The 14138-nt window shown below is 61.2% G+C and carries 9 protein-coding genes and 1 pseudogene; 1 reads left to right on the top strand and 9 read right to left on the bottom strand.

Translation table 11 applies throughout. The annotated features are described in order from the left end of the window. Nucleotides 1-277: 277 nt before the first annotated feature. The 4 genes and pseudogenes from PR017_RS21975 to PR017_RS21960 form a co-directional block, all read right to left on the bottom strand. Nucleotides 278-844: a pyridoxamine 5'-phosphate oxidase family protein gene (locus tag PR017_RS21975; protein WP_111218310.1), complete on the bottom strand. Its 567-nt coding sequence runs from the start codon at nucleotides 842-844 to the stop codon at nucleotides 278-280. Nucleotides 845-1253: 409 nt separating this feature from the next. After that, nucleotides 1254-1838 carry a hypothetical protein gene (locus PR017_RS21970; protein ID WP_111218312.1) on the bottom strand — a complete coding sequence of 195 codons (585 nt, stop codon included), beginning with the start codon at nucleotides 1836-1838 and terminating at the stop codon, nucleotides 1254-1256. 688 nt (nucleotides 1839-2526) lie between these two features. Then, nucleotides 2527-3177 (bottom strand): DUF7007 domain-containing protein, encoded by a 651-nt coding sequence (locus PR017_RS21965; protein WP_111218243.1) that lies wholly within the window; start codon nucleotides 3175-3177, stop codon nucleotides 2527-2529. An 81-nt stretch (nucleotides 3178-3258) separates the two neighbouring features. Next, nucleotides 3259-4973: pseudogene (locus tag PR017_RS21960) on the bottom strand (ParB/RepB/Spo0J family partition protein). 321 nt (nucleotides 4974-5294) lie between these two features. Between PR017_RS21960 and ligD the strand changes: the two are divergent. After that, nucleotides 5295-6341, top strand: coding sequence for a non-homologous end-joining DNA ligase (ligD, locus tag PR017_RS21955; protein ID WP_111218245.1), 1047 nt, complete (start codon nucleotides 5295-5297; stop codon nucleotides 6339-6341). A 176-nt stretch (nucleotides 6342-6517) separates the two neighbouring features. Here ligD and PR017_RS28540 read toward each other — a convergent pair whose 3' ends face one another. The 5 genes from PR017_RS28540 to PR017_RS21935 all read right to left on the bottom strand — a co-directional run bounded on the left by PR017_RS28540 (nucleotide 6518) and on the right by PR017_RS21935 (nucleotide 13730). Then, on the bottom strand, nucleotides 6518-7219 hold the full coding sequence (locus PR017_RS28540) for a hypothetical protein (protein WP_425070052.1): 702 nt from the start codon (nucleotides 7217-7219) through the stop codon (nucleotides 6518-6520). 15 nt (nucleotides 7220-7234) lie between these two features. Further along, nucleotides 7235-11605: a helicase-related protein gene (locus PR017_RS21950; RefSeq protein ID WP_425070051.1), complete on the bottom strand. Its 4371-nt coding sequence runs from the start codon at nucleotides 11603-11605 to the stop codon at nucleotides 7235-7237. Between the two features lie 99 nt (nucleotides 11606-11704). Then, nucleotides 11705-12310 carry a DUF1419 domain-containing protein gene (locus PR017_RS21945; RefSeq protein ID WP_111218247.1) on the bottom strand — a complete coding sequence of 202 codons (606 nt, stop codon included), beginning with the start codon at nucleotides 12308-12310 and terminating at the stop codon, nucleotides 11705-11707. A 100-nt stretch (nucleotides 12311-12410) separates the two neighbouring features. Continuing rightward, nucleotides 12411-13376, bottom strand: coding sequence for a DUF3991 and toprim domain-containing protein (locus PR017_RS21940; protein WP_111218249.1), 966 nt, complete (start codon nucleotides 13374-13376; stop codon nucleotides 12411-12413). A 174-nt stretch (nucleotides 13377-13550) separates the two neighbouring features. Continuing rightward, nucleotides 13551-13730, bottom strand: coding sequence for a hypothetical protein (locus PR017_RS21935; protein WP_111218251.1), 180 nt, complete (start codon nucleotides 13728-13730; stop codon nucleotides 13551-13553). Between the last annotated feature and the right edge of the window lie 408 nt (nucleotides 13731-14138).

Raw genomic sequence — 14138 nt, 5'->3', positions numbered from 1 at the left:
GGAGCCAACGACTGTATGTGGGAGGCTGCCGGGAATGGAGCATTGTAGCCCCTCGCTTAGCTGGTAGCGGCGCCAGGCCTTGATGATCGACATTATTGGGAACCGCTCTACCTTATCGTCGGCAGATCCATGCGGGTTCTCAGCGTCGTTCAAGCGGCCACGTGTCGTGTCGGCGCTGACACTCAGCGGGCAACCTACACCGACCACGGACGAGGAGGTTACTGCCTCCAAAGTTGATTGACTGTCCATAAGTTGGGTGTTGGCGCGAGAGCCAGTGCTACCGCTCGCCGGGCGTTTCGAAAAGGCCGGTCGGAAAGCCGTCTAGGCTGACCTGATTCTTTTCCCGCCAGTAGTCGTCGATCCCGTCGACGCCCTTGGCCTTGGCCCAGGCGTCCATCTGCGGGCGCTCTTCCTGGTATTCGAACAAGGGCACGCCGTAGCCGCAGGATGTCTGCACGAGATCGAAGTCGAGCCTTATCATTTGACGCGCGCCGAGCGGCGCGTTGCCGTTGAATCGCTCGTGCAGCAGGCTGGCGAACTCGTTGCTGTCGCGATGGATGACGCGGCCCTTGCCGAAAAGCCGCATGATTAGCGGCGGCCCAGAAACCGCACAGAACATGATGGTGAGGCGGTCGTCTATCCCCAGATGGGCAGCGGTCTCGTTGCCGCTGCCGGTGCGGTCGAGATACATCGCCGCGTTGTCGCCAAGGATACGAAACATGTCCGTGCTGCGCGGAGACACGTTGACATGACCGGTCGGCGCTGCCGATGCGGTGAAGAACATGTGCTGTGCCACGATGAAGCGATGGTGTTGCGGTTCGAGAGTCGGGAAGAATTTGGCCATGCCCGAGAGTATGGCTGGCTTCATTCGCTGCCAAGACCGGAATTGCGAAAAGTTGATGACACGGGCGCCCTTGCATTCAAGTGAACCCTGCATTTTGACAGTGTTAACTGACACACGTCACCTGAGGAGCGCCAGCACTTGAAAAGCGCCTGAAGAGTCACCTCATTGCCCAACGCATAGCTGCACTGCACAAAAATTAGGTGCAGCGTGTTGAAAATTCGGGCACAAAGACTTCAGCTGATGCACATGGCGGCTCTCCCAGTTCCGCCGCAGCAGCTGTTCCCCTCTGGAGGTCTATGACCTTCACACTTTATGGGCCGCGGTTTTCCGTCGGCCCTTTTTTTTCCTAACCGGGTCGCAATAGCGCTCGGACGCCGGAGGAAGGCGGGGCCGGAGCCCCGCGATCGTCCTATTCGAATGCCGCCATCTGGACAGTTGCGGCTTTTTGATCGACCGAGTTCGCGGGCTGTTCGATCGTGCGCTCGTAAGGCTTCCAGGTTTCGCCTGTGATGTCCTCGTAAGCCGAGACGGCACCTTCGGCTGCCATCCGAAGCACGTGGGCCTGCAGGCCCATGTCGGCTGCGAACTCGCGCTTACGCTGGGCGCGGCTGTCGAAGCCGACCGGGCCGTCGAGGTCCTCGTCTCTGGTATCGTTAGAGAGCTTCGTGGTGAGATCGCGGGCCTCTGTGACCGCGCGGGAGTAGAACTGCCCGGCGCCGTAGGCGGATCCGACGAAGGATCCGACGATGCGCTGCATGTGGATCTGCATGGCCTTCTCGGCAAGGCCCTCCTTCAGGGCATCGGCGCTTTCGATCAACTGGCCGCGGTGGAGGTCGCGGATCCCGTCGCTGTCGATGAGGGCAAGGCCGAAGCTTTCCGAGATGCGCAGTGCCTGGGCTGTATCGGGGCAGGCGTGCCTGACCATTTCGAGGGTGGTGGCGCGCTGGGATTTGGCTGGTCGGTTTTTCTGGGTGGAGCGGTTGAGCGGTGCCATGATCGGATCCTTTATGAGCGATGTTTCAGCGAAGCCCGGGGTGCCGGTTGTCGTCCGGCTCAGCCCCTCGGGTGCGGGCAAAAGGAGATGGGCGTCAGCGGCCCGGCCCAAGGTCAGGGCATCGCCAGGAGGAGCGAGGATGGTTTGCGGATGGTGCTGCCCGCACTTGCGGGCTGCGACAGACGCGGGCCTGCCTTGCAACGAGGCGATGATCCTGCCGCAACGCGGCGCGCCAGCGGCCTTTGACCGGGACGCGCCCATGTCAGACCGCAACAAAACCGAGGTGCTGTGCCGGCCGACGATCTGGTCCACGACAGCATGATGCAACGCCACAGCGATCCGACCATGGGAACGCCGCGTCACTCACTGGGGGCACTGACAAATCTCGGGGCCAAGCACACGCCATTGCAAGCCGATTGCCACGTGCCATGTCTTCCGCGCGTCGATCAACGCTTTATCGCACCCTCACCTTGGCCGGGCTTTCCGCTCTCACCCGGCTCCGTTGATCTGCATGCAGTGGTCGATGGTGGACCATGCCGTGCCTTGCATTTCCACCGCGCCTTCGTTTGTCGTGTCAGCTCAGCCCGCCGGGAGCGATAATCCCGCTGCCGTGCCCAGATCCTGCGATAGAGCTCGGAGAAATCGATCACCTGATTTCGAGGAGCCCTGCTGTCTGTGAACGCGACAGTCATTGCCTTGCCGCCCAGGTCACGAAGCTGGACGGACCGTCATAGGACTGGTGCTTTAGTGGATCGATGACGAAGCCATGTCGGCCGATCACGTAGTCGGAGCGTGGAACAAGAAACCGTCGTTCGCCGACCTGGACCCGGATCCCACCCAGCGTCGCGATGCATTCGACGAAACCCGGTTGGTGATCAGAATTGAGGGCCGCGATGACGACCCAGTCGTTGCGATGTCGCTTTTCGAATTCCTGCCGATCCCGCAGATGAGACTGACTGCCGTCCAATGTGACGCCCATGGCGCGCTCGTAGGCATCAGGATAAGAGTCGCGAAGTGTGCGATTGGCGAGGCGCCGCTCATAAGCGGTGAACAGCTGCGGAAAGGCGTGGGCGATCTTCGCCCATTCACAATCCTCCTCGTAGAATCCGTCGTCATTACGATAGAGGGGATGGACGACGGCGTTTGCAATTTCATCCAGATGTAAGCCGCCGTGGCCGGCGGTCGAATGCAGAACGATACCGTTGGCATATCGCCGCGAGACCTGTGCCATGCCCCATGGCGTCGATGCTCCGGCCCGTATCGTCGGCCGGTCCAATGTCCTTAGTTCGGCCTCATGCACCGCTTTTTCTGTGGCCATGTCATCATGGATCTCTGCCATGACAAACTCCTTCTGATTGCTCGAAACGAAAACGCCGCCAGCGTGAGCCAGCGGCGTTGGTTCAGATCCTGATGCCTGGTGCTATTCGGCAGCCTCGCGGAAACCCTCGTCCGTCTCTTCCTCGGGGGCGGAACCGTCCACGAGGTCACCACCGGGAACCTGATCTTCGAGCATATCGGGAACGTCGTCGGCATCCCCCAATCCGCTGTCAACGCTGGTGTAGCGTCCGACCCACGATCGCACTTCCTCAGCGGATGGCGCGAGCAACGCATCCGGATGCACCAGCCGTCCGTCGGCAAAATGCTCAACCAAAGCCGTGCGGGTATCCTTCACCTTGATCCGACCGGGCACGCCCGCCGTTTCCGCCGCAGCTTCCAGCGCAGTGCGCGATAGGCATGAGAGGAATTCCTCTGTGCCCATATTGGGCAGGAACTCGTCAGCCCCGATGGCGTCGCCGGCAATGCGGCGATCAGGCCGCTATCGGAGCGATTGCGCCGCAGAGACAGGACTTCGATCAGGACCGAGCGCGCAGCCTGCACCAGTGTCTCGCGATCGAAGGACAGCTTGCCGTCCTCGCCAATCACCCTAGCAGCATGCGGGCCGCATTTTGCATGACCATACGGATTGTCCGATGCGCCGCTGGCAATGCTGACATTTGTGCCGGTGAAGGCCAGTATGAGCAGAGCCATCAGCGTGTCGTCCTCGATCGGCGCACGGGCGAGCGCCTCGTGAAGAGCGTCAGTCCGCAGATCGCCGATCATGTCGAGACCCTTCTGGGTCACATCGGGCCGCGCCTTGGTTACCTCGACTTCGTCAACGACGGTTTCGACACCATCGGCTTCCTTGACCAGCTTGGGCTTCTTCGCCTCCGGCATGCGATAGGCAACCGATTGAACTGATCCGTCGCGCGCGTTGATATACCAGCCGGTCAGGTCGCCCTTACCGGGCTTGCCGTAGACCTGTTGCGCCTTCGCGGGGAGCTTGGCCTGGCCGTATTCGTTGGCCTCGATGACCGAGCCACGCTTGGGCAGGTTGTTTGCCAGCCATTCCTGCTGCGCCCCGAGAAACGCCTCGACATCTGTCGTATAGCGGCTGTCCTCATCGGCAGGTGCAAACAGGTCCTCGACCCAGGTGATGCCGTAAGCCCGTGCCAGATCGTCACCGAAGCTTGCATGCTTGGCGAGCATCCGGGTCGTGGTCAGTGCGCGAGCCACCTCCCACCACGAGACCTGCGGGTCCTGCTTCTTCGGCTTGTACTTTTTCCACACCTCCGCCTGTTCGTCCTGCCCGGCCGCGGCGATCGTGCGCAGCTGCTGCTCGTTCGGCATATCACCACGCGCCATCTGGTCGAGCATCGAGGGCAGGATATTGGCGAGCAGCCGCAGCTTGCGGATCTGCCGGCTCGGGAGCGCCAGCGCCATGGCGATCGACTCTTCGGTCCATCCCAGGGCCACCAGCCGCTCAATGGCGCGCCACTGATCGACAGGGTTCAACGGCTCGCGGGCGATGTTTTCCGCAAAGGACTGCATGGCGCCGAGATCGTCGGAGGGATCGGCCAGCAGCAGCGGGATTTCCGAGAGATCTGCGGCAATCGCCTGTGTCGCGCGTCGATGGCCGAAGACGATGACGTAGCTGTTTCCACCTTCTGGATCGAGTTTGACGATCGGAGGCTGCACAACGCCGATGGCCTTGATCGATGCGCAAAGCAACGCGTCGGATTGGGGCGAAGATTTCGACTGGCGCGACCGGTCAGGATTGTCCTTCAGGCTGCGCGGATCGGCTGTAATCAACTGCATGGGAATAACCTCTTGAGCTTCGGGCGGACGGACTGTCCTTGCCTCCTCATCTTCTTTTCGAAGACACCTCCCGAACCGCAGGACGGGCCGGCGGCTGCAATTGCGCCGGAGCAGACCTGGCTTGCGGGAGAGCGAGGCACACCTGCCTTGCGAGGCAAGCTGGCCCGGTCTCGGCGACCGGCGCGATTGAGGGAACCGTCAGCCGTTGGACCGTCCTTGCGAACCGGTTTCCGTCTCCTTTTCCTCCCCCGTCTTTTCCTCCCCTTCTCCATTCCCAGATGATGTCACACGATTTTAAGCAATTGCTGCTGAACTCTGGCTATGACAAAGCCGCCGCGCAAAAAACCTCAGCCGCTTTTGCGGGAGACGGACGCTCCAATCCGCTCGCGACCGCGCAAACCCCGCGATCCAGCGCAACCGCAGCTTCCCTTCGACCCGATGCCAGCCCGTATCGAACCGTGCCTGGCGCTCTTGAAAGCAAAGCCGCCGTCCGGACCGGACTGGATCTACGAGATCAAATGGGACGGCTATCGTATTGCGGTTCACATCGAACCAAACTCGGTGCGGATCATCACACGTGGCGGTCATGACTGGACCGACAGGTTTCCGGCGATCGCCGCCGCTGCGCGCACGCTCGGCGTCGGGACCGCCATTCTGGATGGGGAAGCCGTCGTGCTCGATGCAGCGGGACGTTCGGATTTTGGGGCGCTGCAACGGTCACTGGGCGGACGCGGAGGCAGACAAGCGTCAGACGATGCCATCCTTTACGCATTCGACCTGTTGTATTTCGACGGTCATGACCTGACCAAGATGGAGTTGTCCGGACGTCGTCACCTGCTGGAAGACCTGATCGGCGAAAGCGAGGGAGTAATCCGCATCTCCGAGGCGCTCGAAGCCGATGGCGCGACACTTCTGGCGGCCGCGCGCGAGCACGGCCTGGAAGGCATCATTGCCAAGCACCGCGACAGCACCTACCGCTCGGGCCGGCTTGGGGACTGGCAGAAGATCAAATGCATCCAGAGCGAGAGCTTTGTGATTGTCGGATACGAGCCGTCCGCTCTAGCACGCGGCGGGATCGGCAGCCTGCTGCTCGCGGCATATCAGGGCGACGCGTTCGTCTATGTCGGGTCGGTCGGGACTGGCTTCAAAGAGAGAGATGCACTCGAACTGCGCCGGATGCTGGACACGCTGACGACCAAGCGTGCGTCGGTTGCGGTCGATAAAAAGGGGGTCGTCTTCGTTCAACCGACACTGATTGCCGAGATCGAATATCGAGCCTGGACCGACGATGGCAAGTTACGGCATGGCTCGTATAAGGGCTTGCGAGATGTGCAGGACAATGCCGCGATCTACAAACTCGGAGAATAGCACGCTCAAGGGCTCAAAAACGAAAGGGCGCTCGACCCTTTCGGGGAGGGTCCTTCCAACCCGGACAGTTACAAACGCGCGGCTATCGCCACTGCAGGAAACCATCGAAAACGGGTGATGACCGATAGATGTGTATGGTCCGACCCCGTTTCAAGTGACAGTGAATATGCCGTTTTTTATGCGGCTTCCTGGCGATCCTCCTCTGGTTCATCGGCGGTTGCCGCCAGATCCCTTTCGATCTCGTCCAGATGGCTCAGCTTGAGTTCAAGCTCAGCTTCGAATGAGAAGCTCTCTCCCAAACGCGGCGTATAGGAGGCGAGACGCCGTTTCGCATCGATGAGCCGATTGCGATGGCTCTCACGCTCCTGTTCAAACCCGCCTAGAGCATGCTCTAGGCGGGAGATGGCCCCGATCGGCGTCGTAGTCACTGGAAGATCGATCTCGTAGTCGCCACCGGTGCGGCGAAGGAGTGTCTCGTAGCAGTAGCCGTCCTTGCCAAACCTCTCGCCATGATAGGCGAGATCGAAGCCGCCGATCGTGGCAATGATCACCACTTTCTCCTCCTGAAGCTGAACCAGCGTCAGAATCTCTTTCATCAGCGCGCGGCCAGCGAATTTGCGCTCGTCGAATGTTTCTTCACCAACTTGCATGACAAAGGCGTCGCCAGATGTCGGGACCAGCCGCTCGATATCCTTGCCCACATCCTCAATCCGGCGGCTGGAGAAGTCGATATCCCGTTCGGCATCACGGATCTGCCGCCGGATCGCGTGTTGATCGTCGATATGCGCGGCACGTAGTCGATCCAGCCGTGCAATCTCGGCCTCAAGCCCGGCCTTCTGCATCAGCCGCTCGTCGCCGGATGCGATGGCCTTGGCCATGGCGAATTGGTTGGCCTATCCCTCACCCATATCCTCAAGACGCCGAACGCTGGTGTCGCCGGACAGGGCCGCCGCAATAAAGCGGGCCTTGCGCTCGTTGTTCTGCCACATGGTGGCATCGAGACTGCCGAGCGTGGCATAGGCAAAGACATCGACTTCTTCATGCTGGTTGCCCTGGCGGATAATACGGCCTTCGCGTTGTTCGATTTGCGATGGGAGCCACGGTACATCAAGGTGATGGAGCGCCTTCAACCGTGCCTGGACATTGACACCGGTGCCCATGGTTTCCGACGAGCCGATGAGTACGCGAACCTTGCCGGCATTGAAGTCGTTGAACAGGCGCTGCTTGGCATCCGACTTCTTGTAATCCTGCATGAAAGCGATTTCGGAGGCCGGCACGCCAAGGCGGACGAGCTCATCGCGGATCCAGCGATAGGCAGAGAAGCCCCGCGTGGCCTCCACATTGATCGTGCCAAGATCAGAAAAGATCAGCTGCCCCGCGCCAGGTCGGTCAAACGGCTTGCCGTCCTTGCGACGATACTCTGCCGCTCCCGTTTCCTGCCAGATTCGGTGAGCATTGGTGACAAGCGCGTTGAGCTTGTTGGCAGCCTCGTTGCCCATCGCCTGATCGACCAAGCGCAGATCGATCGCCGCATGGCGGCCGTCGGTGATGACCGAGAGCAGGATGTCGTCGCCGGGCTTGGCCGGGCCATCGCGCATCTCGATCGCCTTGATCCGCGCGTCCAGCTGTTTCTGGTAGGACTTGAAAGCGGCCGTCGGCTCGGCGGTGACGATCTGGCGCTTGCCGCCGGAGACCTCCGGCACTTTCACATAGGTTTTCAGATCGACCGGCAGCACAACGTCGGCGAACGACCGGAACATGGCAATCAGTTCCGGCACGTTGACGAACTGGCTGAAGCGCGTGACCGGCTTGTATTTGCCCGACGGCTGCAGTTCGAGTTCGGTCGAGGTGTCGCCGAAGGTCGAGGCCCATGCGTCGAACTCGTGCAGACCACGTTCCGACAATGCTGCCGGATCCATCATCCGCTGTACGGAGAACATCTCGCCGAGCGTATTGGTGATCGGGGTGCCCGAGGCAAGCACCAGCGCCCTGCCCCGGTTCTTTGTCTCGATAAAGCGGGATTTGACGAACAGGTCCCAGGCCCGCTGTGAGCCGTTCGGATCGACACCGCGCAGCGTCGACATGTTGGTGGCGAACGACAACTTACGGAACTCCTGCGCCTCATCGACGATGATCTGGTCGATGCCAAGCTCGGAGATGGTCAGCAGGTCGTCCTTGCGGGTGGCGAGCGCCTCGAGCCGTTCCTTGTGACCCTCCTTCATGCGTTCGATGCGCTTGCGCGACAGCCGGTCGTCGCGTTCGACCTTGGTGAGCAGCTCTTCGTAGAGTTCAAGCTCATCCTGGATCATCTGCGCCTCGAAGGCCGATGGCACCGCGATGAACCGAAACGCCGAATGGGTGATGATGATGGCATCCCATTTGGCGGTCGCCGCCCGCGACAGGAAGCGATGGCGCTTCTCCCTGACGAAGTTGGTCTCGTCCGCGACCAGGATGCGGGCGTTTGGATAGAGCGCCAAAAACTCACGGGCAGCCTGCGCCAGGCAATGGCCCGGCACGACCAGCATCGCCTTGTTGATCAGGCCGAGCCGGCGCTGTTCCATGATGGCGGCAGCCATGGTCAGCGTCTTGCCGGCACCAACGGCATGAGCGAGATAGGTGCTACCTGCCGAAATAACCCGCCAGATCCCGCGTTTCTGGTGCCCATAAAGAGAAAAGGCGCCAGAGGCGCCGGGCAGCTGCAAATGATCGCCATTGAAGGTTCGCGGCGCGATGTTGTTGAAAGTGTCGTTATAGACCCGCGCCAGTCGGTCGGTGCGATCCGGATCGGACCAGATCCACGACTGGAAGGCCGTCTTGATCTTGGCGAGCTTTTCCTTGGCGGCTTCGGTCTCAACGGTGTTGAGCACCCGACGCTCGGTCTCGCCGTCGCGGACGGTGTCGAAGATCTGCGGTATGGACGAGTTCAGGGCGTCGGAGAGAAGCTGGCCGGCATGGCGGCGATGGGTGCCCCATTCCGTCGTGCCGGCTGCCGACCATTCCAGCTGCCGCGCATTGACCGTCCAGGTCGCCAGTTCCGGCAGATGATGGATGGAGATCTCGGCATCCATGGTCTGCCGGACGAAGGCGACAACGTCATCGGCGGGGATCCACGGTGCGCCAAGGCGTGCAGTGATATCCGAGGGCCTGAGATCGGCCGGCTGGACGCGCTCAAGCGCCGCAACATTGCGCGCAAATGCGGGATCAAGGTCCGCGGCCGCGCGTGCGGTTACCAGCTTCGACCGGACTGGACCGGATAGATAGGCATCAGCCATCTGCCAGGAGCCATTGGACGGATCGCGGAAGATGGCTTCGGCCAGCTCGCCGATAACATCCTCCACGTCACGGTGCAGCAACTCGGCGATATGATCGGGATCGACATGACCGCGTTCGTTCAAAACCACGGCGAGGGCATCTGATGCCGATGTGATCACTGGAGCCGGGGGCGGCGCGATGACGCGGTCGGTAAAGATTGGGCCGGGTTTGGCGGTGTTGGTTTCCAGGGCGTAGTCCTCGATCGAGGCGACCAGCCAGCAATCGGGATCATCGAGGAAAGGAGCGATGTTTGGCCGGCGATGGACCTCCCTGACCTCACCGGTTTCCGGATCCTCCGATGTCGAGACGGAGGTGAAGTTGATCGGGCCGAATTCGCGCACGAAACTCGACCAGGCGATGCGCAATGAGACCTGCGCCGTTTGCCAGGGCTGATCGTGTTCCTGAAGCTTGAGGATGAGCCGGACCGCGTCCCGGATCGGGATCAGCTTCCGGATGATCAGGGCGTGCTTGGCGAAGATGCCGTCAGTGCTGCGACCTTTCCTGACCTCAACCGGAACGGCGATCCCGTCGACCACCTGCGTCAGCGCCGTGGCCTCGCCGATGAAATAGCTGCCCTCGCGAACCTGTGGATCATCCGGGCGCTCTGCCATGGCTTCCGCGACTTCGTCCTCAAGGGCGAAGTCGATTGTGGAAGCCCTACCGTCATAGACATCGGCTGGTAGCTGACTGATTGTGGCGTTCAGGTTCGTTTCAAGATCATCACCGATCGGGAGGCATGTGTAGGCTTCGCCGAATGGACCTGACGTGATCGCATGCCGTCCCAGCACCATGTCGGGATGATCAACGAACCACCTGTTGATACGGTCGCTACCGCCCTCGCCTGCCACCGACGCATCCGCAAGATCGAGCCAAGTGTTGTCTCCAGCCGGCTCGTCGGCGCGGCGCTTCCGGAAAAAGAGGATATCGACGACAACATCCGTGCCGGCGTCAGCGCGGAAACTGCCTTCGGGAAGGCGGATCGCGCCAACGAGATCGGCCATGCCGGCGATGTGCTCACGGGCACGGGCATCAGCCTTGTCCATCGTGCCGGACGAGGTCACAAAGGCGGCAAGCCCGCCAGGCTTCAGCCGATGGATGGACTTGGCGATGAAATAGTCGTGCAACCGGAAGCCGAGCCCCCGAAAGGCCGGATCGCTTTTGACAGTACGATCCGAGAACGGCGGGTTGCCGATGGCGAGATCGAAATGGTCGGGCAGATCGGTGCGGGCGAAATCGTCGCAGACGATTCTGGCCCGCGGCAGCAGCAGCCGGACGATACGGGCGGTGACTGGATCAAGCTCGACGCCGGTAACATGGCTGGCCTCGGAGAGAGCATCCGGCATCAGCGCCGGAAACATGCCCGTGCCGATACCCGGATCCAGGATCCGTCCACCATCGAACCCCATGCGGATCAAACCTGACCAGATGGCACGGACGATAAACTCGGGCGTGAAATGGGCATATTGGGTGCAGCGCGCCAGAGACGCGTAATCGCCCGGCGCAACAGCACTTTCGAGATTGCCGCCGAGCTCTTCCCAACCTTTGCGGAAAGCGTCATCGCCCGGACGCCGGAATATGCCGTTGGCCAGATCCGAAGCGCCGAAGCCGGTGAACTTGATCAACCTGGCCTGCTGGTCAGGTCGGGCCGGCAGGCCCTGACGTTCGATCTCATTTGCCAACAAGATGGCGGCGATATTATCGCGGGCCCGGTCGCGCCAGGTTTTGGCGAGACCGCGAGAACTCTGCAGCCTGAAATCCACTTTCGCCCGCATCTGCGGCGTGGTTTTCGGTTCTTTGTGGATCGGAGCGGCTGGCGCCGGCGTCGATGGCGGGGGGTCATCGTCGTGTTCGGTCCCGAAGTCTGCTGCGAAAGCCGGCATACCGAGATCGAAACCGGATGCGAGAGCTGTACTGCCGAATAGGTCGATGGTGAAAGGATCGTCATGCGCCATTGGAAAACTCCTGTGAGTGGGCGCGCCGAGACACCCTCGCGGGAAGAAGCGGGTGTTATCGGGCTGCTGATGGTGGAAGGTTGGAAATGAACGCCGCCTTCAGGCAGCGATGGTTTCCGGCAAAAGACGGAACTGCACCGGCAGTTTGGCTGCGATCTCCTCGTCAGTCAGATCGTCAAGCAGCTTCCAGATTTTGCCGTGAGCTGAGGGATAGACGAGCACGATCTGGCGATTGCGCAGATCGGCTGGAAATCTTTGGTCGGCATAACCACGGAAATCCGGACCGGTCGCGCTCCAGATATGATCGAGCTTTTCCTGTCGGTTCATGGCACGCACCGGCCGGGATTCGCGAGTGATGATCTCGGCACGCATGCGGTCTGGTGACTGACGATCGCCCAGGTCGCAATAGCCGTGAAACCATCGGGACCGATCATCAATCGTCAGCTCGAAAAAGACGCTGGTGACGCTGGCGGCCAGAAACTCGCGCATGGCGAACATGTCGCCACGGTAAAACAGCGGAGGGAGGATCTCGAACATGTGGTCGTGGTCGGCTTCGGATATCTCAAACCACTCGCCGACATATCGCGTGCCGTTCATCCTGTCATCGTCGAACGGCGACTGGCTATGGCGATTGAACAAGGCGTACATTTCGTGGCCGCTGGCGACGCCTTCTAACACTTTACGAATTGCTGGTGAAACGAACATCTGCGGCTCCTTCGGGGTTGCGACTGACGCGAAGCCTGATCGACCTCTCTGTTCAGTCCTTTGATCACCCCTCCTCAGCCGGCGCCTCGCGGGCAGCGGGTCAAGGGCCGCCGTCAGGCGGGCGGCAGCTTAACCCTTGATGCGCTGGCCGCGTATGCGGCAGCTCTCCTCTCTCCCTCCTCTTCTTCAATTCCTCATTCCAGTCTTCACATTGCGGCCTCAGCCGCGAGAAATCGCAACCGGCGCGATCTGCCATCTGGCGCAGACGATCGGCAAATATTTCTCCCTGGACGTTGTTGTCGGTCGCGGCCACCAGCCACGCGCCTTTCCCGGAAGCCAGGATCTCCAACGCCTGAGCGGTCCGCGGCGACCAGCCGCCACCGGTGCTGACGTAGAGCGTGTCGGATCGTGTCTGCTCGATCGCGGCCAGGCTGAGCGCATCGATCGCCGCCTCTGTGACGCAGATCCGACGGGCATCCACCTTTCCAAACCGGAAGAGGGCCTTGGCGCCGCCGGTGGAAAACCCGCGCCAGTCCGGGCCGCGCTCTTCCCAGCCAATGACGGCGCCAGCCTCATCGACATGCTTTGCCCACATCGAGCCATAGGGGCCCTCCCGAAGAAGGTCTGCCGCGACTGCCGCAGAGATGACTTGCCGTGGCAGCGCCCGGCTCTGTCGAAGGTAGCTCCACGTTGCCGATGCGCGCCACGGCCGTTTTCTGTGGTTCCAGCGGTCAGCGACGGAAGCCCCTGTTTGCGTTTGACGGAGAGGCTTCTCCCAGGTCGGTGCGGTTGGCTGAAACGCGACGAGATCGCCGACCACCGCCAAGGCCTCGGCAAAGCCGATCCCACGGAGATAGCTTGCGAGCGCGAAAACATCGCCCTTGGCATCCGAACGGGCGTCGAACCAGCCCCTGTCGTCGTGGATCACGATGATGATGTCGTCGTCGCGCCGGAATTTGACCGCCCGGCGTGTGCTCTCTTTTCGGTCTATCGCGAAGCCCTCACGCTCAAGGACGGCTCCGCAGCCCACCCGGGTACGCAGTTCCTCAATGTCATTTTTCTCCATTTCACTTCCTTTAGCTTTCCTGACTGTTCGGAGTAGCAGCGCCCAGGCCGCGAAGATGGAAGCGCGCAAGGGCGCGGTTCGCAATGTGCAGATCTGCCGGGAAAGATCGCGGCTAAGCCTCCCTTGCGCGGGCAACAGCGCGAGCGGCACGCGCTTCCCCGAAGGGTGATCGGCTCAATGAGCCGATCCATAGGCAAAGGGATCATAGATATTGATGATGGCGTCTTCGTCGCCGTCATACTCGGCGGAAATCATGACGCCGATCTCACCATCGATTTCGAAGAGGGTGACCGGGACCATCAGGGTCCGGGCAAGATCGAATGCGTGGTTTTGTGCGAGGCTGAGATCCGACATGTGAGGCTCCATCCAGTGGCGGGGCCGATCCCCGCTCGATGGCGCCCGTTCGATCCGGGCCTGACCGCGGTCACCTCGGCGGCGCAGCCAGAGAGGTCGCAGTAGCTGCGAACCCCTTGTGGGTTGACCGTCCAAGGACGGGGCTGGATTAGGGATGCCAGACAAGAGAGCTGGGTTCGGCAACGCCATAGGTTGGAGCGGATTGGTATTGGATCTCGCCGCACAACATTCTCTGGGTCAGCCAAACTGTAGATCCTGCTACGAAATGGAGATGTGGAGGTGCTTCATGACAAGAGCGCAGCTGGCGACGCCACGCTGGAAGTCGTGCATCCTGGACAGGCCCGATTACATGGCCTAAACGATCATCTCTAGCCGCCAACGAGCCCTTGCGTCGTGTCGGGTTTTTGC

The organism is Rhizobium tumorigenes (assembly GCF_003240565.2).
GTDB lineage: Bacteria > Pseudomonadota > Alphaproteobacteria > Rhizobiales > Rhizobiaceae > Rhizobium > Rhizobium tumorigenes.
The sequence above is the reverse complement of the archived record's forward strand: the minus strand, read 5'-3'. Positions and strand labels throughout refer to the sequence as shown.

Excerpts from the sequence above, each read along its gene's own strand:
- PR017_RS21975 (WP_111218310.1), bottom strand. The coding sequence starts at position 844 with ATGGCCAAATTCTTCCCGACTCTCGAACCGCAACACCATCGCTTCATC.
- PR017_RS21970 (WP_111218312.1), bottom strand. The coding sequence starts at position 1,838 with ATGGCACCGCTCAACCGCTCCACCCAGAAAAACCGACCAGCCAAATCC.
- PR017_RS21965 (WP_111218243.1), bottom strand. The coding sequence starts at position 3,177 with ATGGCAGAGATCCATGATGACATGGCCACAGAAAAAGCGGTGCATGAG.
- ligD (WP_111218245.1), top strand. The coding sequence starts at position 5,295 with ATGACAAAGCCGCCGCGCAAAAAACCTCAGCCGCTTTTGCGGGAGACG.
- PR017_RS28540 (WP_425070052.1), bottom strand. The coding sequence starts at position 7,219 with ATGGCCAAGGCCATCGCATCCGGCGACGAGCGGCTGATGCAGAAGGCC.
- PR017_RS21950 (WP_425070051.1), bottom strand. The coding sequence starts at position 11,605 with ATGGCGCATGACGATCCTTTCACCATCGACCTATTCGGCAGTACAGCT.
- PR017_RS21945 (WP_111218247.1), bottom strand. The coding sequence starts at position 12,310 with ATGTTCGTTTCACCAGCAATTCGTAAAGTGTTAGAAGGCGTCGCCAGC.
- PR017_RS21940 (WP_111218249.1), bottom strand. The coding sequence starts at position 13,376 with ATGGAGAAAAATGACATTGAGGAACTGCGTACCCGGGTGGGCTGCGGA.
- PR017_RS21935 (WP_111218251.1), bottom strand. The coding sequence starts at position 13,730 with ATGTCGGATCTCAGCCTCGCACAAAACCACGCATTCGATCTTGCCCGG.